General features: G+C 50.1%; 14 protein-coding genes and 1 pseudogene. 3 read left to right on the top strand and 12 right to left on the bottom strand.

Annotated features, from left to right (window positions below):
* Positions 1–3: 3 nt before the first annotated feature.
* Positions 4–2,319 carry a transglycosylase domain-containing protein gene (locus BUB27_RS07560; protein WP_143183209.1) on the bottom strand — a complete coding sequence of 772 codons (2,316 nt, stop codon included), beginning with the start codon at positions 2,317–2,319 and terminating at the stop codon, positions 4–6.
* A 148-nt stretch (positions 2,320–2,467) separates the two neighbouring features.
* Here BUB27_RS07560 and BUB27_RS07565 point away from each other — a divergent pair, with 148 nt between their 5' ends.
* Both BUB27_RS07565 and BUB27_RS07570 read left to right on the top strand, forming a co-directional pair.
* A complete protein-coding gene (locus BUB27_RS07565; RefSeq protein WP_159434860.1) occupies positions 2,468–3,433 on the top strand; it encodes a S1C family serine protease in 966 nt (321 codons plus the stop codon).
* Positions 3,434–3,451: 18 nt separating this feature from the next.
* A complete protein-coding gene (locus BUB27_RS07570) occupies positions 3,452–4,618 on the top strand; it encodes a S1C family serine protease (RefSeq protein WP_159434861.1) in 1,167 nt (388 codons plus the stop codon).
* Here the strand turns inward: BUB27_RS07570 and BUB27_RS07575 are convergent.
* The 11 genes and pseudogenes from BUB27_RS07575 to BUB27_RS07620 all read right to left on the bottom strand — a co-directional run bounded on the left by BUB27_RS07575 (position 4,615) and on the right by BUB27_RS07620 (position 21,512).
* Positions 4,615–7,815 (bottom strand): efflux RND transporter permease subunit, encoded by a 3,201-nt coding sequence (locus BUB27_RS07575; protein ID WP_143183212.1) that lies wholly within the window; start codon positions 7,813–7,815, stop codon positions 4,615–4,617. The genes BUB27_RS07570 and BUB27_RS07575 overlap by 4 nt on opposite strands.
* 50 nt (positions 7,816–7,865) lie before the next feature.
* Positions 7,866–9,230: a replication-associated recombination protein A gene (locus BUB27_RS07580; RefSeq protein WP_143183213.1), complete on the bottom strand. Its 1,365-nt coding sequence runs from the start codon at positions 9,228–9,230 to the stop codon at positions 7,866–7,868.
* Positions 9,231–9,283: 53 nt separating this feature from the next.
* A complete protein-coding gene (locus BUB27_RS07585; protein ID WP_143183214.1) occupies positions 9,284–12,028 on the bottom strand; it encodes a VWA domain-containing protein in 2,745 nt (914 codons plus the stop codon).
* Positions 12,028–13,536 carry a hypothetical protein gene (locus BUB27_RS07590; RefSeq protein ID WP_234991706.1) on the bottom strand — a complete coding sequence of 503 codons (1,509 nt, stop codon included), beginning with the start codon at positions 13,534–13,536 and terminating at the stop codon, positions 12,028–12,030. The genes BUB27_RS07585 and BUB27_RS07590 overlap by 1 nt, the downstream gene beginning before the upstream one ends.
* Before the next feature lie 72 nt (positions 13,537–13,608).
* Positions 13,609–13,836 (bottom strand): annotated as a pseudogene (locus BUB27_RS19260) (BatA domain-containing protein); the annotation flags it as partial.
* 9 nt (positions 13,837–13,845) lie between these two features.
* On the bottom strand, positions 13,846–14,736 hold the full coding sequence (locus BUB27_RS07595) for a DUF58 domain-containing protein (RefSeq protein WP_143183216.1): 891 nt from the start codon (positions 14,734–14,736) through the stop codon (positions 13,846–13,848).
* Positions 14,737–14,757: 21 nt separating this feature from the next.
* Positions 14,758–16,302 (bottom strand): hypothetical protein, encoded by a 1,545-nt coding sequence (locus tag BUB27_RS07600; RefSeq protein ID WP_143183217.1) that lies wholly within the window; start codon positions 16,300–16,302, stop codon positions 14,758–14,760.
* 31 nt (positions 16,303–16,333) lie between these two features.
* A complete protein-coding gene (locus BUB27_RS07605; protein WP_143183218.1) occupies positions 16,334–17,317 on the bottom strand; it encodes an ABC transporter ATP-binding protein in 984 nt (327 codons plus the stop codon).
* A gap of 34 nt (positions 17,318–17,351) precedes the next feature.
* Positions 17,352–19,112 carry a hypothetical protein gene (locus BUB27_RS07610; RefSeq protein WP_143183219.1) on the bottom strand — a complete coding sequence of 587 codons (1,761 nt, stop codon included), beginning with the start codon at positions 19,110–19,112 and terminating at the stop codon, positions 17,352–17,354.
* Positions 19,113–19,129: 17 nt separating this feature from the next.
* Positions 19,130–20,140 carry an AAA family ATPase gene (locus BUB27_RS07615; RefSeq protein WP_143183220.1) on the bottom strand — a complete coding sequence of 337 codons (1,011 nt, stop codon included), beginning with the start codon at positions 20,138–20,140 and terminating at the stop codon, positions 19,130–19,132.
* Between the two features lie 19 nt (positions 20,141–20,159).
* Positions 20,160–21,512, bottom strand: coding sequence for a hypothetical protein (locus BUB27_RS07620; protein ID WP_143183221.1), 1,353 nt, complete (start codon positions 21,510–21,512; stop codon positions 20,160–20,162).
* Between the two features lie 182 nt (positions 21,513–21,694).
* On the opposite strand from BUB27_RS07620, the gene BUB27_RS07625 reads away from it, so the two are divergent.
* Positions 21,695–22,297, top strand: coding sequence for a carbonic anhydrase (locus BUB27_RS07625; RefSeq protein WP_143183222.1), 603 nt, complete (start codon positions 21,695–21,697; stop codon positions 22,295–22,297).
* The last annotated feature ends 1 nt before the right edge of the window (position 22,298 follow it).

Raw genomic sequence — 22,298 nt, forward strand, 5'->3', positions numbered from 1 at the left:
GATTCATCGAACTGGAATAGCTCGCGAAGGTCTCTGACCTTCTTGGACAGGAACCGCCCGGGAGGGGGGAGCTGGTACAGCGCTTTCTTGGATGATTTGTGCGCGTACGGGGTGGTTATCGCAAGTATGTTTTGGAATTAAATCAACGGGGATTGCTGCATTGTAGGCTGAGTGATGTGCCTCGCACCCTTGGGTGGCCAATTGCGAGGTGAAGCGGCACAGTCGCACACTTTGCATGGGGATGTTTGGTTTGAGGCTCTCAGCGGGGTATCCCAAGTCCTTGGCTTTCTTCATGACCTTTGCCCAGATGGGAAGCGCCAGAGTGGAGCCATAGCCACGGTTGATGGTTTTGGTGTTGTCATCCATCCCCACCCATACAGCACAGGTAAGAGAGGAGGTGTATCCGGCAAACCATGCGTCACGGTAATTATCAGTCGTTCCAGTCTTGCCACCACATACCTCTTTGTAATCTAGAGCTGAACGCAGTCTGCTGGCAGTTCCGCGGCTGGTCACTTCCTGCAGAGTATTGGACACAGAGGTAGCTGCTCCTTGTTTTGCTGCAGACCATGATATAGTTCCAGATCCAGGATAGACGACATTACCTTCACTATCCTTGATTTCTGAGATGATAAACGGGCGGACGACTTTTCCTTGGTTCGGAAATACCGTGTAGGCTTTGGCTACCTCCCAAGGTGAAGCTTCAAAGGTGCCTAAATACGTGGCAGGGCTGGGGGGAATCTTTCCTGTGAAGCCTACAGATCGGGCTGTCTCGATGACTTGGTCAATACCACAATAGTCCCCAATACGCACTGAGGAGGTGTTCCTGGAGCGGGCTAAGGCCTCCTGTACCATCATGAGCGTTTTGTAAGTTCCGTCAGAGTTGTTAGGGGACCAGCTACGGGGAGCACCCTGGATTTCACCTGGCTGAATTCTACTGTCTCGTACCCAGGCTCCAGGATGGAGGCCCTTATCAAAAGCTGTCATGTAGACGAATGGTTTGAAGACGGATCCAATCTGGCGTTTTCCGTGCAGGGCCCGGTTGTACTTTGATTCGTCAGCATTGCGGCCACCAACTAGCGCCAATACTGCACCGGTGCGATTATCCAGGCAGACCAAGGCGCCTTGGATGTACTTGGGAGCCTGTTGGGTCTTAGCGTAACGGGAAAGGTACTGTGCTCTGGTCTGGTGGTGGTAGCTAGGGTCTTTTTCAGCTTCCTTGAGACGGGCTTCAATAGCGAGCTCTGCAGCTTTTTGAAGTTCAGGGTTAATGGTGGTTTTGATATGTAGGCCACCCATCTCAATTTCCTGCTCTTCCAAAATGATATCTAGGTCACGACGAATGGCGTCCATGGCATAAGAGTCATGAGTGATCCGGCGGGATACAGGGCGTATTTTTACTTTCTCGTTTTTAGCTTCTTCGGCTTCAGCCTCAGTGATGAACTTGTAATGAACCATTCTCTTCAGAGTCGTGTCTCTCTGGTCGATGGCCTTCTGAAGGTCGACGAATGGAGAGAAGGTGTTAGGGCCTCTGATAATGCCTGCCAACAGAGTAGATTCAGATAGTGTGAGCTCTGAAGCTGGCTTTTCAAAGTAGGTCCTTGCAGCGGCTTCGATACCGCGAATGGAGTGCCCCCAAAAAATCCGGTTCATGTAATGCTCCAGGATCTGGTCTTTTTTGTAATTGGCTTCAATGCGAAAGGCGATGGCCATTTCCAAAAGTTTGCCGTCGATGCTCTTGCCGTTATAGGCATAGGAATTGTCGACCAGCTGCATGGTGAGTGTGGATGCACCTTCCATTTTTTTCTGAGTCACATTACGAAACACGGCTCTTCCTAGGCTACGAATGTCAATGGCGCCATGGTCGTAAAATCGGGCGTCTTCACGGGCGATCAGGGCCTTTTTAAACCAAGGAGAAACCTCGTCGATACTGACCATGAGGCGATTGTCTCCGTGCAGTTTACCAATTTCGGTGACTCCGTCTTGGGCATAGACGATGGAGCGAGCTGGCATCTGCGTGATCTTTTCTGGATCATACTTGCTGGAATGTGCACGAGCTCCATAAAAGATGACGACGGCACAAAAGATGAAAAAACCAATCCACAATGAGCCCAGTGCGATACGGGCTGGCCAGCGAACGATAGTCGGCCACTTGGCGGTGACCTTACCAATAGCTAGAAAGGGAGCAAAGGCGACACGGAAGGCGAGAGACCTTTGAGATGACTTTTTCACTCTCTTGGCGTTTGATTTCCTGGCGGCTTTTTTAGCTGTCTTTTTCTTGGCTGGCATAGTGAATGTTTCCGCAGTTCGCAATCTGGACATCTTTTGCCCTTTATTTTGAATACGTTGCCATTCCTGCACGTCATATCCATAAAATGAGACAAAAAGTAGGTTGCGGTTTCGCTGAACGGTTGCAAAGATAAGTCATATGCGTGCATTCACCAGATTTTTTACACCAGTATTAGGATGCATGATCTCACTGCAGTTAGTTACAGTGAGTTATGCACAGGATTCGGTTTCTGAAATTCACTCCTTGCAGGATCTTAAGTCCCTGGAGCAGGAGATTCAGTCAGTAGTGGCTAAGGTTCAGCCGGCTACGGTGTCACTCGCGGCGAACAGGACGGGAGCCTGGGGGAGTGGCGTGGTGGTGAGTGAAGACGGCCTGATCCTCACGGCTGCGCATGTGGTGCAAGGGACGCCGGAGATGATCGTCATCTTTCCCGATGGTACCGAGAAAGAGGGGAAGGTGCTGGGGGCGAACCGCACGAAGGATATAGCGATGGTGCAGATCACCCAGCCGGGCAGCTATCCATTTGCCAAGACAGGCAATTCAGATGAGCTAAAGGTGGGTAACTTTGTCGTGGCGATGGGTCATGCTGGTGGCTATGACGCTCTGCGTAAGCCTCCTGTACGGTTTGGGCGCATTGTCTCCAGAAACCCCAATGGTTTTATCTCCTCAGATTGTACGCTCATCGGTGGTGATTCTGGAGGTCCTTTATTTGACATGAAGGGGAATGTAGTCGGAATCAACTCTTCGATCGGTTATGATTTTAAAGCAAACAACCATGCAGGCATCAGTGGATTGCTCGCGGATTGGGATCGCTTGAAGAAAGGCGACACTTGGGGAGACCTGAGAGCCAACCCTCTAGCGAACCCGGACAGCCCGGTAATGGGTTTCTCAATCGGTGGTGAGCTGGATGGTGGTATCATGGCTGAGGCTATTCTGCCAGATGGGCCTGCCGATTTGGCTGGCATGAAGCCTAATGATGTCATTCGAGCCATCAATGGTCAGAGAGTGAAGTCTGGTAAGGCTTTGCTCATTGAACTGAATCGATACAGACCGGGCCAAACCATTAAGGTGCGCGTGAAAAGAGGGAATGAATCACGTGATCTGGACCTCAAACTAGTAAAACGTGGCGACTTTTACACAGAATAAATTCAAATGATCTACGATATGAATAAAGGAATTATGATACTCGGTATTGTAGGGAGCCTTTGTTCCCCGCTATACGCACAAGGTGGTTACGGTAAGGTCGGCTTACCCTTTTTACGCGAACGTGATGCTCAGGTGTTAGACGTTCAGGCTGCCAGCTTCTATAAGGCTGTGGAGCCACTAGCTGACAAAACACGGAAGCATGCTGTCTATGTGGAGTACCGTGATCGTGTGATCACTCTGGGCACAGTGACTACAGAGGGAATCGTGACGAAATGGAGTGAGATCAAACCGTTTGCCTCGGAGCTTTTCATCGTAGGACATGATGGTGTTAGGCGGGGCGTTGTCGTAAAAGCGATTTATAACAATTACGACATTGCAGTATTGGCTTACAATGGAAGCTTGCCTGCTGTCAGCCTCGAGAATCCTAAGGATCCATCAGTTGGATCATTTATCTATTTATCTGGTCCAGGAAAGGGCGCTCACGGTTTTGGTGTCGTGAGTGTTCAAGCCCGTAGTCTGCGGGAGCAAGACAAGGCTTTCCTAGGTGTACGTATGGATGTCAATCCTGTGACGAACGGCGGTGTCCGTTTGCAGAATATAGAGCCTGATACAGCTGCCCAAAAAGCCGGGCTTGAAGCTGGTGATGTGGTTCTCAAGGTAGGCGACCGTGAGGTCAATGGCATGATCGAGATGGGTAACTTGTTACAGCGTTTCAAGCCTGGGGACACGGTGAATCTGACTATTCGGAGGAATGCGGAACCTTTCGTGGCCGAAGTCACTTTGGGAGCACGTCCGCAGTTCAGACGCATTAGTCCAGAAAGAATGAACCGCATGAGAAGTATGGGTGGCAGTGTCAATGATGTGGCTGATGGCTTCCCTGATGTGCTCCAGTCTGACATGCAAATCGAAGCTAGGGAGAGTGGAGGTCCGGTATTTGATCTCGATGGAAATTATGTGGGGACTGTTGTCGCCCGAAGCAGCCGAATCAAAACTTACATCATTCCTGCCGCCGATTTGTCTAATCTGCTTAAGTCAAATCCAGACTACGAAGCTCAGATTGAAGTCTCCAAGCCAGAGCATGTAGCCAATGTTCCAGAAGAGGCTCCCGAGGCCGTGAATAAAGTACAGCGTACTCAATCTTTGCTGGAGAAACTACAGCGGCGTATAGAGGATATTGAGCGCTAGGCTAAAACGTTTTCCTCGTTTTTCTGGGCTTCATTGGTGATTTCGCAGCCACTCCCGGTCGAGCCATCATGTTCGCCGGGAGCTCCTTTGATGCCAAATAAGCCCTTGATGTCTTCGCCAATAGAATAGGCGCATGGGATCAGGAACAGGGTGATCACAGTCGCGAAGAGAATACCAAAGCCCAGTGAGACGGCCATGGGGATCAGGAATTGAGCCTGAATGGAAGGCTCAAAGATGATGGGCACCAGACCCGCGAAGGTTGTAATCGAGGTGAGGATAATAGGGCGGAAGCGTCGTGATCCTGCTGCCAGAATGGCACCTTTGATGGACTCACCGGAAAGTCGTTTGGAGTTGATGAAATCAACCATGACCAAGGAGTCGTTTACCACCACACCTGCCAGAGCCAAAATTCCGAAATAGCTGAGGTAGGATAAAGGGATGTCCATGATGTAATGACCCATGAAGGCGCCGATCACCCCAAATGGTACCGCCAGCAGTACGTAAAATGGCTGCACGAAAGATTTGAATGGAATAGCTAGCAGGGCAAACAGAGTGAAGCCTAAGAGTCCGGCTAAGGTCCAAATCCTTTGGTTGGTTTCTTTATACTCAGCCAGCGTGCCAAGATATCTCCAGCTCACACCGGAATAGTCACGAGCAATTTCATTCAGTTTTTCAGTGAGTTCCTTTTCCATGTTAGGAACTTTGATGCCTGGCTTTGGAGTGGCTGAAATGGTGATGATGCGCGAGGCGTCACGGCGGCTGATGGCTGGAGGGCTTGTGCCTTCTACAATATCGGCAAACTGAGAAATGTTCGCTGTTTTGTTGTTTCCAAGGGAAATGCGCAGTGTCTCGAGTGTGTGGAGAGAGGTTCTTTGGTCCTCAGGGAGTTTGAGCATCACGCGGATTTCATCTTCTCCGCGTTGGATCTTCTGTATCTGTGTGCCGTAGAAAGCGTTGCGGACTTGGCGGGCAAGATCTTCCTGTGAGAGGCCCACCTCTCTACCTTCAGCATTCAGGTTGATTTCAAATTCTCTTTGGTCAGTCCTTCTGGAAATCTGGGCACTCTGAATGTTTTCGTGACTCTTGAGCCAAGCTTCGATTGCTTCAGCATAGGCGAGCTTGGCTTCTTCATTTGAGCCAGTGAGCATGATGGAAATCTCCTCTTGATCAGACATATGCCGGCTGTTGTTTCTCTGTGCACGGATCCGGAAACTGCGGGCGCCCTGGACTTCTCCCACAGCCTCATTCCAAGCTTTGGCGATGTCGCTATTTTTAGGGCCTTCATGCGTGCTACGCTGGCTGGGAGGAGTGATCTCTACCATGATTTCACCGCTTGTCGGGTCTACCTGAGAGCTCCAGAGTCTACCGCCGACTGTCGTGACGACATTTTGGATAAGAGATTCGCCCGTGCCGGGGTCTACAAAATCATCTCTGATAGAATCGATGGCATTCGCGATCATTTGGGTTTTGGCATCGGTCTCCTCAAAGGGAGTTCCGTTGACCATATCCAGAGACGCGCGAATGATGTAACGGTCCGTTGATGGGGTTGGGTTAAATTCCTGGGTTTTCTGATAACCCATGACGACCAAGAACAAAGCTATAAAGAGGCCGACCGTCGTATACCTGTGATGAATTGCGAATTTCAGTGCAGGCTGGTAGACTTTCTCGACTAATTTCTCCATCGAGTCGGCGATGCCGCGCTGGAGGCGAACGATAGGTCCTGATTTGGCACGATTCCTCTTCAGATGCTTCAAGTGGGCCGGGAGGATGAACTTGGATTCGATAAGAGAAAAAATCAGAACAGGGATAACCACCAAGGGGATTTGTTTGGCCATCTCTCCAATGTAGCCTTCTACGAACATCAGGGGAACAAATGCCACAATGGTCGTGATAACCCCAAAGGTCACTGGAGTTGCCACTTCCTGAGTGCCGATAACCGCAGCGTCTAGAGGTGTAATCTCCGGGTTCTTGAGTTTGGAGTAGATATTCTCACCTGTGACGATGGCGTCATCCACCACAATACCGAGCACGATAATAAAGCCAAACATCGACATGTTGTTGGCCGTGATTCCGAAGGCATGCATGCAGATGATTGCGCCTGCAAAACTGACTGGGATTCCCACCACGACCCAGAGTGCGATCTTGGGACGTAGGAATAGACCCAGTAGGATCAGAACCAGCAAGGCGCCTTGGAAAAGGTTCTCAAAGAGAATTTTCATGCGCCCTTTGAGGCTTACTGATTCATCATCCCATGTAGCAAAATGGATGCCTTCGGGGAACTTGTCAGCGGCTTGCTCGGTGTATTTTTTGACCGTGTCTGCTATTTTAAGGGCATTTTCATTGTTGAGGCGCATGACCTCCAGCAAGATGCCGTTTTGACCGTTGTAGCGGACAATTTTCTGCTCATCCTCAAAGCCATCTTTGACGGTGGCGATATCTCCCAGATAAATTTCTGAACCATTAGAGCGGCTGATCAGCAGATCCCGGAATTGCTCGGCGACATAAGCTTGAGAGCTGGAACGGATGAGAATGCGCTCACCATTGTTGTTGATAGAACCCGCTGATAGATCAACGGAGCTTTGGCGGATGGCGTTGGATAGCTGGTTAACGGTCAGTCCGTAGGCATTCAGTTTTTCCAGATCAATTTCGATCGTAATTTCTCTGTCCCTCAGGCCTTGGATATCTACCTTTGATATACCATCCAAGGCTGTCAGGTCATCTCTCACTTGGCGGGCTGCCGCGATCAAATCATTCTCTGATAGATCACCATAGACCATAACGGAGATAACTTCTCTCCAGTTGGCCGTGTTGGGTACATAGACTCTGGGTTTCTCTGCCTCATTGGGGAAAATGGTGATACTGTCGATCCTGGACTCCACCTCATTCTTCATCTTGTCCATGTCCGTGCCGCTTATGGCATGAACGGAAACAGAGCCGCTACCGCGTGAAGCATAAGATTCTATATAGTCTACACCAGACAGGTCTGCTAAGGCCTTTTCAATTGGCAGGACGATTTTTTGCTCAACATCTTTCGGTGAACCGCCTCGTAGAGGGGCTGATACCCTAATCATGGGGAACTCCACGCTTGGTTCGACTTCCACAGCAAGTTTGAACCATGCGAGATAGCCTCCGCTAATCAGGATGGCTAGCATCAGAATATTAGCAGCTACATGGTTTTTTGCGAACCAGCGGATCATAGATATAGAAGATGAGAGATGTGATGAGTATTTATTCCCGGTAATTTCACTTACTGGTCAATTTGCTTACGCCAATAGTCAAGGCGCTCTTTAATACGTTTTTCGAGCCCATTCTCTGTCGGGGTATAATAGGAGCGACCCTCCGGAAGATAGGCTTGAGGGACGTAATTACCCTCGTAATCATGTGAGTAGAAGTAGCGTAGCGCATCATCGGATTCGCCTGAGGCTGAAGCAATTTTTTTCCTGGTCTTCGTACGCAAGTGAGGAGGCACAGCCAGTGTGCGGCCGGACTGGATGTCTGCCATGGCTTCTCCAAGAGCTGCATAGGCGCTGTTGGACTTGGGAGCGGTAGCCAGATAGACTGTGGCATGGGCTAGAGGGATGCGACCTTCCGGCATGCCAATGAATTCAAATGCTTGCTGAGCATCCATGGCAACACGGAGTGCTCCTGAGTCAGCCAGTCCAATATCCTCACTCGCAGAAATAACCAACCGCCTGGCGATGAAGCGGGGGTCTTCACCTGCGTGAAGCATTTTCGCCAGCCAGTAGAGAGCTGCATCTGGATCTGAACCACGAATGGATTTGATGAAGGCTGAAATCGTGTCGTAATGCGCATCGCCATCTGCATCATAGACGACGGCCTTCTGCTGGATAGACTCTTCTGCGATGGATAGAGTCAGATGAATGGATCCGTCATCATCTGCCGGTGTGGTCAAGGAGGCGAGCTCCAGGGCAGTGAGAGCTTTTCTCACGTCTCCATCAGACTTTTCAGCCAAATGTCTCAGCGCTGCTGCATCCGCTTGTATATGAAGTGTGCCGAGGCCGCGTTCTTCATCTGTGAGTGCTCTCTGGAGGACGGCCACCATGTCTTCCACTTCTACGGGCTCCAACTGGAAGATCTGCGAGCGCGAGGTGAGTGGAGAGTTTACGTAAAAAAAGGGATTATGGGTCGTAGCCCCAATGAAACGGACGACTCCACGCTCGATGTGAGGTAAGAGCACGTCCTGTTGGGCCTTGTTGAATCGATGGATCTCATCGATAAAGAGAATGGTGGTTTGATTGCGTAAATTTTGCCAGGTCCTGGCCTGAGCGATCTTATCCCGGATTTCGGCCACGTTGCTCTCCACGCCATTGAGCATCTCAAAGCGGGAGTTGGTGGATTGAGCGATCACCGTGGCCAGGGTAGTCTTTCCTGTGCCCGGCGGTCCATAGAAGATCAGCGAGGAGAATCGGTCAGCCTCGATAGCACGCCTGAGCAGTTTACCTTCGGCAAGAATGTGCTTTTGCCCAGCTACCTCCTCCAGAGTGCGGGGCCTTATTCTCGACGCCAAAGGTTGACCAGACAGGCTAGGCTCTGATGAGCTAGTCTGATCACTGGAAGATTGAGGTTCGCCTTCTGGGAAAAGTGTATCCACGCGGGAGATTCTGTCTGGAAGCGAGGTTTCAGGCAAAGCAAAACAGAGGAGTTTTATCTCCGTTTTTTGGCACGGTCAAAACGTGACCTGCGATCAACCTCAGTTTTAGCTGGGACATCAGCTTTCTCGGCGATCTTGGTTGGCTTCGCGGGAGAGGAGGCAGGGCTTGATTCTTTGGTGAGAGCGGAAGCAGCAGACTTGGTTTTGGTGGTTTTTTCAGGAAGTAGCTTGCGTGGAGATTTGAGCAAGGAGGCCATAGGCGCAAGTTTTGGAAACTGCCATCCAGTTCTTGTGATGTATGCATCCACTAAGATCAGTAGAAGCGAGAGGATGAGGAAGGGGATTCGTATGTCTGCTTGATGAAGGCTAGCCGGACGTATCCAAGCCTCAGATAGGTCCGTGAGTTCTCGGCCGCCAGTTTGTGCTGAAAGTGATCGCAATTCGGCTACTCGCTCTGCATCAAAGGACCATTCCGTATTGTTACCTATTTGGAGTGGGCCAAAGGGAATGACTGAGTCACTAGCCTGCACCGCACCGCGAATGACACTGCCTTCTACGAGATCATGAGTCAGGCTGAAGTGACCAGGAGACATACGTTTCCAAGTCAGCTGAGACACTGCTTCATCAGACTCAAAATCCTGCATGGCGATGACTGGAGGATGGGTAGCAAACTCTTCACCAAGCTTTTCGGGGTCATAGAATAGATCGAGTTTCAGTTGGGTCCCTTCGACTTTGTAGCGCATGCCCAGACTCTCGGGCAGCTCATTACCCATCAGCCATCGGTTCAAGGTCTGGCTAAAGTCTCCATAGAGGGGCCATTCTCGGGCTTTCTTTGAAAACTCACCTCCCATAGGAAAGGAGATGGCGGCAGTCCGGCCTAGACCCCGGCGAGCAAAACTGACCAGAGGAGCAGTGTATTCATCCTTCGAGACCAGAGCTGTGGTGGAGTCTGGCAGGACGTACGAAAGGTTGTAGCCATCGACAGAAGGGAGCCAGTCCAGTGGTTTGGGGGAAATTTCAGTCCAGAATCCTGTAGGCTGGGCGCCCACCGCGTCCTCGACAAAGCTGGACCGGGCGACGGTAACGGTCTCTTGCGCAAATAGCTTGGGGATATCCAAAGCATTCTCTGCAAAGAAGATTCTTCCATTACCATGCTTGGCAATGTCTTCGAGTAGTTTGGCGTCGACGTCTCGCTTGGATCCGAGACCGATAACAGAAACTGAAGCACCTGCTGAGGTGATTTTCTTGAGAAGCGCCTTGTAGTTGCCGGGTTCTTCAGAGTCTGCGGCATCCGAGAAGAGGATGATGTGCCTCGTGCCATACTTTACTTTTTTTAACTTATCCCAGGCGTCTTCCAGTCCACGATAGACATAGATACCGCCGCCTTCAGAGCGTACTTTACGTGCCCGTTGCATCAGGGCGACTTTGTTTGCGCCTATTTTCTGTGGAGGGATAATGATATGAGTTTCACTATCGACGGCATTCACCTGAATGTAGTCTTGGGAGCCAAGCAGATCGATCGCCGTGGCTGCCCCGGAACCGGCAAGCTGCATTTTGGTGACTGCTTTACCACCTGGTCCGTTGACGGAGGCGCCCATGGAGCCAGACCTGTCCATGACGATAGACATGGCGACGACAAATTTACGGTGATCGTTTTTAAGCTCCATGGAGACCGGAAGAAGATCGGCTACGGAGGATCCGAAATAGCCACCAGAGCCGAAGGACTTTTTACCGCCCACCATCAGGAAGCCGCCGCCTTGCTCTTTTACATAGAAACTAAGTGCATCCAGAAACTCACTTGGGACTTCGTAGGCTGGAACATTATTGAAAATGACAGCACGCATCCCAGCTAGTTGACCCACTTTCAGAGCAGAAGCCTTAGGCTCTACAATCACATGGAATCCTTGGTTTCTAAGACTCTCAGCTAGAGGGTCATTGGTGTAGGCGGTGGCGATTAGAATACTCGGACCGCTGGTTACTTGGATCCAGCGTCTCAGGGTGTTGTTTCCATCATAAGCATCGTTCTCTGGGGCGATTTTGGCACTGAATTGGTAGGCTCCGGGTTGGTTGAGACGGGTGGAAAATTCGATTTTGCCGACGCCATTGGTGAGTGAGACCTTGCTTGTCTGCAGCGGCTCGTCATTACGGTAAATGGTTACAGGTACTTCACCGTCTCTATAACCCTTCACGGTCACGCTGAGTAGAAAGGGTTCATTGATCTGGATTCGTTCCGGCATATGTATCCGAGCCACTCGGAAGTCGTTTTCGATTTGTTCGCGAATCAAACGGTAGTCGAGAGGAGTGGAGCTTTTAGTGAGCTTGGCTAGGATGTCTCCAACCGGTTCTGTCGAGTATCCATCCGAGAATACTAGGACTCTCGATGGGCGATCTTCACTAGCAATGGCTAGCACGTGATCTATCGCTAGTGAGGTGCGCGTCAGATTGCGTTTACCAGTAAAACTAGCTGTCTCAGTGCCGGGTTGATTGAGAGAGATTTCTGACGCGTAGTCTACGAAGATCAGTCTGTCGTCTTTGCTGGGTCGAGCATCCTCTAACAACGATTTCCATTCAGGTAAACCCTTGTCGATCAGATCCTCGGTAGAATCCGACCTGTCGAGCAGTACCCACAAGTCCATATGGTCCTGGAGCATCTCTTTTTTGGGGGAGGATAGAATGACCGCTAATAGGATAATGACAAGAACTCGAACAGGTGTGAAGAGCTGCAAACGACGCCAAGCCAGACCTGCGACTAGCAGGACAGGGATCAGTAAGAACCATTCTGGAGATTCGAAATACATCAGACGTTTTTAGGAGAGTTAGATGTGGAGTAATGCCAGGAAAGAAGAAGGGCGAGGGCTCCAGCCAAGCACCAATATCGCCACAGATGGTCCTCACTTGTGTGTTCTTCGGTGGTTGAGGCAATCACCGTTGTAGGAGAGTAGGCTGGGCCAGACTTGCTGAAGTCAGCTTCACGAGTGTCGGCGAAGTAAACAGCCGCATCCAGCAGTGGTGTGCTTTGTTGGCCATCATTGGATGTAATGGTCATAAACCCTGGGACGTCAGGGCACTCGATGGAATGGTTTTTTTCCATCGTAATGGTGGTTTTGTCGTCCTCAACGATATTGAACTGCTGATTGCTGAGGGTACTATCCGAATGGTGTTTGATTGCCAGTGTTTGGCCTGTCTCCAGCAGTAGAGATTCAAAGGATTCTTTGTTCTCTCGCAGCTGTTCACAAAAGCGCAACAGGAGCACAGCAAAGGCATCTTGTTTGGCTAGGTTCGATTGATTGATATCGAAATTAAATATGAGTGAGTAGTATTCTTTGGTGTTACCGCTTGATTCGAGGATGTCTTTTTTTGTTTTAACAAAGATCAAGGGTCTGTTGCCTTGCCAGACGAGTACCTGGTCGTTCTCCTCCGGGCTAATCCCAGGTGTGTCCTTGACGAGTAGGCCTTGCCAGCTGAGACCTTCTACCAGTGGGTGCTTCTCAGTTACTACGGGAGCGCTCAAATATTTGGAGGCCTTTTCATTGCTGGGCAGAAACAGAATGCCATTCGTGGTGATTTTACTGGGTTGGTCGGTGTAGTTGCCTAAGAAAATGTCGGCATTTTCTTGCACGCTTTCATTGATGACGTTCGGAAAACCCTGGATCATCTTTGATGAGAGTTCTTTATAAGTGGAGCTCAAGCAATGTAGGAGTAATTGTTTAGCTTGTGGTTTCACCAGGGGCAGTTGGTTATCAAAATCAAACTCATCTTCTGAGAGATGAAGGATGCAGTGAGTGGCATTCTCCGGAAAGAGCCCCTGAACGGTTGTCATCGAATTGGGGGCGAGTGTGATTTGCTGTTCACTCGTTTTCTCATTCTGATCGGTGGAAAGATGCCAACTTCGGCTCTGCGTTGTGGGTGAGTAGTTTCTGATGATGGCTTTCCAAATGAGTTGGCCGTCACGCTCATCAAATTCGATGCCTGTAAATCCACAGTTTGCGATAGGTTTGCCAATAGAGAGGATATTGGAATTGTAGGGAGCTTTGCTGTTAGGTGTGTCAGTGACGTATAAAAGCGCACCCTTAGGGCCGGCAAGGGATCGGGCTGCTTGTAGGGAGCGACGTGGATTCACGGCTCCAGAAGACGGAGACCAGGCTTTGATTTTATTCAGAGCTTGGCTGAGATCACTACCATAGTAGAGGCGTGGCGCAGCTGGGTCAGACTCCAAGACCCAGAGCTCTAGGTTGGAAGCATAGCCTCTTAGTTCTTTGACCTTATTGATGATTTCGCTTTGCCCATGATCCTTAAATGGGCGCATGGAAGCTGAGCTATCTAGAACGATAGCAATCCTCTGCGTGGTTTGGGTGTTTTTATATCTGGGTTGGATCAACAGCCAGGTGAGCAAGAGTACCAGGAGGAGCTGAAGCCATAGTGGGATGCTATTGATAATCCGCTCAAAATTTTTACCGCGTGATGACTCCGGCTGGGACCTCTCGAGCAAAAAAAGAGTACTAATAGGTACGACCTTTGGGCGTCTCTGGAGAAAATGAATCAGAAGCACCACTGGGATGCCCAGAAGTGCCAAAAAGCCGAGAGGATTGGTGACGACGATATTCATTCCATAGGATCAGGATAAGGAGAAGGCTCCTAACTTGATGGCTTCATGCTGCAAGGATTCCAGCAGGGGGCTGTTAGCGCTTACTTTGGTGAACAGAGCCTGAACACGGGTGGCGGCCTCTCTCCAGGTATTGAAATGGTTTTGGTAGTTTGTGATGTAGCGCTGTAAGGTTTTCTGCTCAATTCTATGGGACTGGCTTTTGTCTGTTTCAGAATCGATGAAGAAGTAGTTGCCTTGCCAGTTGGGATTAGCTTCGGATTCCAGAAATGGGGAGAGGATGATGAGACCGCTCTTTCGCTGACTCAGTGAGCGCAGGATCGGCAATGGGTCGCCAGGATAGAGGCAGTCAGAGATGACGACCCTGAGAGCATTGCCTCGTAGCGGTAGCTTCTGAAACTGGGGGATGGCATTGTATTGTGGGGAAGCTGTTGAGGTGATGTTCTCTGCTACTTTCCAATGATTGGCCAAGAGTGCTTGGCTGCTAATCTGTACATGCTGATCTCCGTTGATAAGATGCGTGACAGTGGATGCGCCAGCTTTGGTGGCACAATGATGTACCAGGTGAAGAAGTTCGAAGGCACGCAGTGACTTCGTCTCATCAAAGGTAGTTGACTTGGAGATATCGAAGATAATATCGACGACCGCACGGACTTCTTCGCGATAAAGCTTCATCGTGTAGTGACCCGTTCTGGCGTAGGCTTGCCAGTTGATGTGGCGTGGGTCATCTCCAGGCATATAAACTCGATGATCCTGGAAGTCCATGGACGCGCCTACGCCAGCTCCCTGGAATTCTCCGGCTGCACCGCGCCAGACTCGCTCGGCTAAAGGCAACTGGAGCAAGCCTGCATGAGCCTGGGCGTTCTTTTGCGCCTGAATGGATATGGAGTCGTAGGAATGCATCACTGATCAGAAGTGCGGAGATCAATTCACTTTTTCAGGGATGTTCGGCACGTTGGCCTCAACCTTGTTCTTCATTACGGAACGCATGTGGGCTTCGATCTCGCCGTAGATCTTTCTGCCGCGGATGGAGCTGATGATAAGCAGGCATATGGTGTAAGCACCAGTCACGATGAGTGAGAGAATCAGATGGGCTTCCTCATCGAGTGCGGCACGGCTAGATATCGTATCAAAGAAATTGATGTTAGGGAGCCAGAAGAGGATGATCGAGGATGGGTTACCAACGGAGGCTTCATCGATGATTTTTGCGATGATGGATAAGATCATCAATCCACCGAAGAAAATGAGGTAGGTGCTGAAGGGGTTAGAGGAATTTCTCCAGAAGACACGAGCCATCAGTGCTGGGGCAATGAAAATACCGATCAGGTTAATGATCACAGTATGCATTTCCACTAAACCTGATTTGTGCGGAACTCCTGAGAGGATAATTACGAAGATGGAATAGCAGAGCGCCAGAAAGAAGACGGAGTAGAAGGAGCCTGCACACCATCCCGGGTACAGGAGGCGGCTGGACAAGGTGCCGAGTAAGCCTTTGTTGAGGAATGGGCGGACGACGCGCGGGGCCAGCTCCATAGGTTCGTTCATGCTGAACATGAGCAATGGCCCTGCTGCAATGATGGTGAACATGGCTCCCACGGCAGCAGCAGTCTCGTCAGCATTAAGTGAGAATACGAAGAAACTCAGAAGCAGGAGTATGGTGCCGACGATTCTACGAGGAGTAGCCCGATTCTCCGCTTTAGGAGCAATCTGGGAAGCCCCAAAATCCAAGAAGAAGAGCAAGCTGTAGATTGAGATGACTAGCAGTCCGAGGAAGAAGTTCGCCATGCCCTCGGTCTCAAATGCCAGGAAGGTAAGGATTTCCCTGGTCGTTGAGCTGCTATCTGCAAATAGTCCAAAAATCGCAATGGTAGAAAATCCGACCACCGCAAGCATGGCACCGCCACGGAGAATGATCGAAGGCAGTGCAGAGAGGCCTACGGCAAGCGCTGTACTTACTCCAGAGAGTACCAAGATGACAAAGAGCATGAGAAGCTCTGGAATCAACTGCATGCCGCCAAAGAAATATCTCAGAATGAGGTAGGGCAGCAGGGCGGTGAGCAAGAGCAAGGTCTGGCTGAATAAAGATACCCATTTCCCAAGCGTAATTCTCCAGGCGCTCAGTTTAGTCATGACCATCAAGTCGATGGTGTCATCCTTGATTTCAGTAGAGAGGCTGGACATGCCGCGCAGAGGCTGGATGACAAGAGCTGCCAGTGAGAAGAATAGGAAGATCATGCTGGAGACATCCTGTCCTAGGTCACCATAGTTCTTAGATAAGCTAAGAGTCAGCATGAAAAGCAGCATGATAGCCTGCAAGGCGATGAATAGACTCACAAAGCCCCAACCTCTGAGTCCTTGTCGCAGTTCTTTGACAAGCATGGGGCTGATTTTGTCTGGGAAATCAAAAATTCGCAGCAAGGGGGATTCCGGAGCCACCTGATCCGCTGTTTGTTCGTTTACGGCGTTCATGTAATGTGAAAAAAAGTTGGGATGAGAGGAGTTAGTCGTTGGCGGCTGTTGTTAGTTGAGCTGCATTTTCTCGATCAAGCTGACTGACGATATCGATAAAGGCGTCTTCCAGATTGCGTTGTTCTCGGTGGAACTCGATAACGGGAAGACCATCCTTGATCATTCTGGCCAGAATTTCAGCTGCGTGGTCAGGGTTGGAGTCCATGATGCGTATCCGTGCCCCACGTTTGCGCGTCTCATCAATCTCGACGTATGGAGAAGTGACCGCCCAATCAGAGAGTCGCTCAGGGTTACTTGCTAGCTGCACATCGTACAGCACGCCATTGCTTTGGTCTGAACCAGTTTTAAGGCTTTCCGCATCACCGTGGTGCACGATTTTTCCACTGTTGATGAAGAGCAGGGAGTCGCACATTTCTCCCAGCTCTGACAGGATATGGGAGGAGATGAAGATAGTTTTGCCTTCCTCCGCGAGAATCCGGATCAAGTGTTTCAGCTCGACTCGAGCTTTTGGGTCAAGACCGGCTGCCGGTTCATCCATGATTAATACCTGAGGATCGTGGATCATGGAGCGACCCAGACAAAGCCTCTGGGTCATGCCTTTTGAGAGCTTGTTAGATAATCTATCCGCCAAGGGGATGAGATCGGCAAATTCCATGACCTCTTGCACCCGCATCAGTCGTTCTTTACCCTGATAGCCTAATGCTCTGGCATAGAAATCCAGATATTCCAGGACAGTCATGTTCTGGTAATTGCCAAAATGGTCAGGCATCCAGCCCAAGAGTTGTCTGACTTTAGCAGGATAGTCGACCACATTGATTCCACAGATTTCAGCAGAACCACTGGTGGGATAATCCAGGGTGGATATCATCCGCATGGTGGTAGTCTTTCCCGCACCATTGGCGCCTACGAATCCGCAGACGGAGCCATGGGGGACTTCAAAACTCAAACCATCCACTGCGGTGAGCTTGCCGAACTTACGAACGAGATTGTGGGCCGCGATTGCTGGAGCACTCATATTAGTAATATGTAAATTGTTTGATGGTTGGCAGTTAGTTGACGGCTCCTGTGATGATGGTGCGTGAATTCCAGTCGATCGAGTCAATCGTTTCAATCGCGGGGCCTTGGTCAGTGACGGCGATGAAGCTGCCTTTCCTGGTTAGAAGGACATCCAGTTTGTCTCGCATGTAGGTACTGATTCCTGATTTTTGAGTATTGATCCACTCAATGACGGCAGGTGAGCCGATAGGAGTCATCTCGGAGGTGTCGCCTGAATCTAGTGCTTCAGCTTTCCACCATTTACCATCAGAGTCACAATACATGATTTCTTGAACTGGGAAGTCCAAGCTGGAGTTGACTCGAGGACTGGCGCCGGTGAGTGAGAAGTTCAGAGTGCCGCGGTTGGGGCGTACCTCGGTCAGGTAATGGCCGATCTCTGAACGGGACTGGAACCAGTCACCATTGGCAACCAGGGACTTGTCGTCTCTGGATAGGGTGTACTGGCTACTGCCACCTTCATTGCTAGTGGTGACTCTGGCCATTCTGTTGACTTCTGTAGCTACAGGGGTGATGCAGGTAGAGTCTGAAAGAGTGAACTCGGTGCCGAACATCACACCTGTCCTGGCGATTTGCTCCTGTTCTATGTAGGCTGTATTTTCATTGGCGGAACAGATTTCCATGATTGTGCAGCGGACGCCCTTACCCCCTGTGCCGTCTTGTACGATGATGAGCACAATTAGTAGGGAGCAGGCGATAGTTGAGATAATGGGAGTCGTAAAAAAGAGCTTATGGCGCTGACCTTTTCTGGCAAAAACGAAGACGTTAACCGGGCCAACGAGAATGCCAAAGACTAACAAAACAAAAATAAAAAATGTAGGGCTACTGTTTTTCTCTGGAAGCATGTGGTAAAGGCCCCAGAGATTACTGAATGAATTATCAAAATCGTCTAAATGCGAATTGTTGCTATCAAGAAGGCCTTCAATGTTCTTGAGCTCTTTTGTCGGCAACACATCACCAGATGATTTTAGGGGGAAGGATACGGTGCCGAAGCTTCGAGTAGCAGAAGACCCGCTGACGGTGTCGGTATCCAGAGAGGCCAGAGCAATCGCAGGATGTGTGGTCAGGATAGAGAGCTCGCCACCTGTACGGTTCCACTGGAGGATGGCGTTCTTTACCTCAGCGGACAGTTTATCCCATTCCTCCTGCTTCAGATAGATTGCCTTTAATCCTGAGTAGGCGCGCCAGTCGCTGGACATGGAAACAGGGTCAAAGGTGTTGAGAGAAGATGATCCTCCGTGGTATGATGAGGGAGATGAGATTTTGGTCTCGTTAGCCCTTTCAATCGCTTGGCTGACTGCGACTAGGCCAGTTGAGTAATCATAGGAGCTCATATAACCATCGACTTCTTTGCCGTCTTGATCAACTCCTCTAATGTTCAAGCTAGCGTTGCTAGATCCATAGCCACTTGAGTAGTAAAAGATTTTTACCAGGGGAATAACCAAGTCGTAGGTCCTGGACTCGCCTGCTGGGCAGGAACAGGTAAATCGAGATGTCATCTGGGAGCCGGCCCTATAAAAGCGATCCTTACTGCTGATTGCTGTGAGTCTCCAAGAGGTGTTCTTTCTGGATAGCTGGTTGTTGATACGGACTTGTACTGGCAAATAGCCATGGGGTGGCATCTGGCTGAATAGTGAGGTGATAGTTATCTCAGAGCCATTCTTTAGTCTCTCGTTGAGAAGGATTTCCTGTGCTCCACAGAACTTAATGGGAAGGAGCATTAGGCAGAATGCCAGAAGGTATTTATAGGCCTGCATGGATTAGGACGATGGGATTAATTTGCGTTTGTGAGGTGCTTAGGAGTCTTGGTGTTTTGAAAGGGAACTTCGTTGAGTATTTTTTCAATCACACTATCAGGAGTCTCGCCTTCGATCTTCGCGTTGTACTCGAGTAAAATTCTGTGTCGAAGTACCGCTTTGGCGACGAATTTGACGTCTTCGAAGCTCGCGTTGGTGCGGGAGTTGATCAGTGCTCGGGCTTTGGCGGCAGAGGCCATGGAGAGGGCTGCACGAGGGCTGGCTCCAAACTTGATTGAGCTGGCGGCTTTGCTCTGGCCGTGATGAGTCGCATCCACTAAACGTGCAATGTAGTTAGCCACGACATCGGGCAGGTAGATAGCGCGGACGGTATCAAGTACGCTCTGCAGAGTTGCTTGATCGACCACTTGCCTGGTCTCCGGCTCGGTGCCCAGTTCACGTTGGTTTACAATTTTCTCAAGAGTATCCACACTGTTCCTTTTGACATCTAACTTGAAAAGGAAACGATCTAACTGTGCTTCGGGAAGAGGGTAGGTGCCTTCCAGTTCGATTGGGTTTTGAGTGGCCAGTACAAAGAAGGGGAGTGGAAGAGGGTGTGTTTCACCAAGTACGGTGACGCGGTGTTCCTGCATAGCCTCAAGCAAAGCCGATTGCGTTTTGGGCGAGGCCCGGTTGATTTCATCAGCCAGAACAATATTCGTGAAAAGGGGGCCAGGCTGGAACACAAAGCTACGCTTATTGTCGATCTCCTGCAGCACTGGGTTACCTGTGATGTCTCCAGGTAGAAGGTCTGGAGTGAACTGGATGCGTTTGGTGTCTAAACCCAGAGCATGTGAGAGCCCTTTGACCAGTTCGGTTTTACCTAGTCCAGGAAGACCTTCCAAGAGAATGTGGCCACGTGCTAGGAGTCCTGTGATAACGAGATCTACCAAAGCCTCCTGCCCGAATAGGACCTGATTGAGGGTGTCTGATAAGGATTGAATTTGTTGGGCAGCCTGTTCGACTTCGGGTTCTTTTGCAAATTCCATGCGATTGCTTGGTAGATGGTTATTTTAAGAAATTCTTGAGGGCTTTTTTCTCTTTCGGGAGGAGCGAATTTTTCCAGACCCGGTTACCACCGGAGCCTTGGTTTTGAGTGTTTCCACCGGCCTGGGGGCCAGTCGGAGTCTTGTCGACATCGTGATCTGAATCCGTGGTTTGAAGGAGGTCTCCAGGAAGGGGACTGTTTGTGTCATTGGATTCCAGGGGGATGATATTCCCAGTGTTAAGCTGCTCTTTTTCCTTTCCGGTCGCATTGCCCGCGTGGCCTGGGCCTCGATCTACACCACCTTGACCTGGACCTTCTTCTTCATCGCCATCTTCACTATCATTCTTGCCTCCACCAGGTTTCGGCTGCTCTGGCCAGCCATTGCCACCCAGCTGATCCAATCCATCGATGGCATCCTTCATTTTCTTTTTGAGCTCCTCTAGTTGTTGAGGATTCATGTTACTGAGTTGCTTGAGCATTTCGGGATCGAGCTGTGACAGCTTATCTACGAGCTCTTTGTTGGGTTTCATGGCGCCTGACTCAAGTTGCTTCATGGCATCTTGGTATTCGTCCATGAGCCTTTCCTTGTTTTTCTCGGTCATTTCAGAGCCAAATTCATTGAGCTGATTGAGTGCGTGGGAGGCCTGTTCGAGTTGGCGCTTAAGCTCTGAGGCGTCTGACTTGAGGGAGTTGTGCAAGTTGTCAGTAGCTTCAAGGGTGGAATGAAAAAACCATTCCTCGCTATCTTTTTGACGCAGTTGATCGAGCTCTTCTCGCTTTTTCTCGATGTAGTCTTTGTCCACGATTTCGTTCTCGTCCAGTTCCTCAAGAGCGGCGTCGAGGACTTGCCATGCATGCGGTTGCTTCGACTGTTGAGCAGTAAGAGACATCGCGGAGACGGGGATCAAGAAACTAGACAGAAGTAGCGCTGAGGTACCGACGATGGGGAGAAGGAGGCGTCCCAATTTCCATTGGTTGCCAGTCGGGTTTTTGAGGTTTTCTGGTATGGCGGGCCAGGGGCCTCTCTGGTCAAAGGCTGATGTTAGCGCGTTGTTCAGCTTAAGGTGGGCATCCAGTCTGACTAGAATTCCCTGAAGTGACTCAAAGTGTTTTCGGGCAGGTAGGTAGGCAGCTATAGCCGCCATGAAGAGCCCAGCCAATGGGATCAAGATTTGGTAGCTCAGTGCGAGATCGGCATAGAACTTTCTCAGTAAAATAACCGTAAGAGCTGTGAGTATAGCGAGAATTGTCAGAGGAATCGTGAGGGTGTCCAGCCACCAAGCCAGATTGATCTTGCGTCGGCATTGCCTCGCTAGTGTGAGCCACTGGCGCTTATGTTGTTCATTCTGAGGATTTAAGTTGGGTTGGCTCACTATGGAAGGTGGATTTTATGCTTTGATGAACCGGGCTGATAAACCCTGAAACGACGCACAAATGTCACCATAGTGTTTCAGTCTCTCAGATCAATCTAGTTTTTTCAGACGGCTCTGTGGTGACTTATTTTTCTGTGATGGGGCTTGTTAAAGCCAGAATGTTACTGGATAGTTTTAAAACTGTGGATAGCATCAAGAGACTACTAGAGAACAATAAGTTGTGGGCAGCCGATATCACTGCCAAGGATCACGGGTATTTTGAGCGCTTGGCTGAAGGCCAAACTCCAGAGTATCTGTGGATTGGCTGTGCGGATAGTCGCGTGCCGGCCAACCAACTTCTTGGTCTCGATCCAGGTGAGGTCTTCGTTCACCGCAACGTAGCCAATCTGGTCGTACATTCCGATTTTAACAGTCTTGCTGTTATCCATTACGCTGTGGAGTATCTGAAAGTGAAGCACATCATCGTGTGTGGGCATTATGGGTGTGGAGGAGTCATGGCCTCCATGGATGGTCATCGCTACGGACTTGTCGATAGTTGGATCCGCCACATCGATGACGTGTCATTCCGCCATCGCGAGGAGCTTGAGAGATTGGAAGGAGAGAATAAGGTAAACAGGCTCTGTGAGCTGAATGCTATTGAGCAGGCACGCCATGTAGCTGTTTCTCCTCCAGTGATTGATGCTTGGCAGCGTGGCCAAGGACTCCATATCCACAGTTTTATCTATGACCTCCGCGATGGTCTTCTTAGACCTCTTGAAGTCATTAAAGGCCCTCAGGGATTTTAAG

The organism is Rubritalea squalenifaciens DSM 18772 (assembly GCF_900141815.1).
In the GTDB taxonomy this organism is placed as follows: Bacteria; Verrucomicrobiota; Verrucomicrobiia; order Verrucomicrobiales; family Akkermansiaceae; genus Rubritalea; species Rubritalea squalenifaciens.

Coding starts and splice junctions, on each gene's coding strand:
- BUB27_RS07560 (WP_143183209.1), bottom strand. CDS start 2,319: ATGTCCAGATTGCGAACTGCGGAAACATTCACTATGCCAGCCAAGAAA.
- BUB27_RS07565 (WP_159434860.1), top strand. CDS start 2,468: ATGATCTCACTGCAGTTAGTTACAGTGAGTTATGCACAGGATTCGGTT.
- BUB27_RS07570 (WP_159434861.1), top strand. CDS start 3,452: ATGAATAAAGGAATTATGATACTCGGTATTGTAGGGAGCCTTTGTTCC.
- BUB27_RS07575 (WP_143183212.1), bottom strand. CDS start 7,815: ATGATCCGCTGGTTCGCAAAAAACCATGTAGCTGCTAATATTCTGATG.
- BUB27_RS07585 (WP_143183214.1), bottom strand. CDS start 12,028: ATGTATTTCGAATCTCCAGAATGGTTCTTACTGATCCCTGTCCTGCTA.
- BUB27_RS07590 (WP_234991706.1), bottom strand. CDS start 13,536: ATGCGCCCATTTAAGGATCATGGGCAAAGCGAAATCATCAATAAGGTC.
- BUB27_RS07595 (WP_143183216.1), bottom strand. CDS start 14,736: ATGCATTCCTACGACTCCATATCCATTCAGGCGCAAAAGAACGCCCAG.
- BUB27_RS07600 (WP_143183217.1), bottom strand. CDS start 16,302: ATGAACGCCGTAAACGAACAAACAGCGGATCAGGTGGCTCCGGAATCC.
- BUB27_RS07605 (WP_143183218.1), bottom strand. CDS start 17,317: ATGAGTGCTCCAGCAATCGCGGCCCACAATCTCGTTCGTAAGTTCGGC.
- BUB27_RS07610 (WP_143183219.1), bottom strand. CDS start 19,112: ATGCAGGCCTATAAATACCTTCTGGCATTCTGCCTAATGCTCCTTCCC.
- BUB27_RS07615 (WP_143183220.1), bottom strand. CDS start 20,140: ATGGAATTTGCAAAAGAACCCGAAGTCGAACAGGCTGCCCAACAAATT.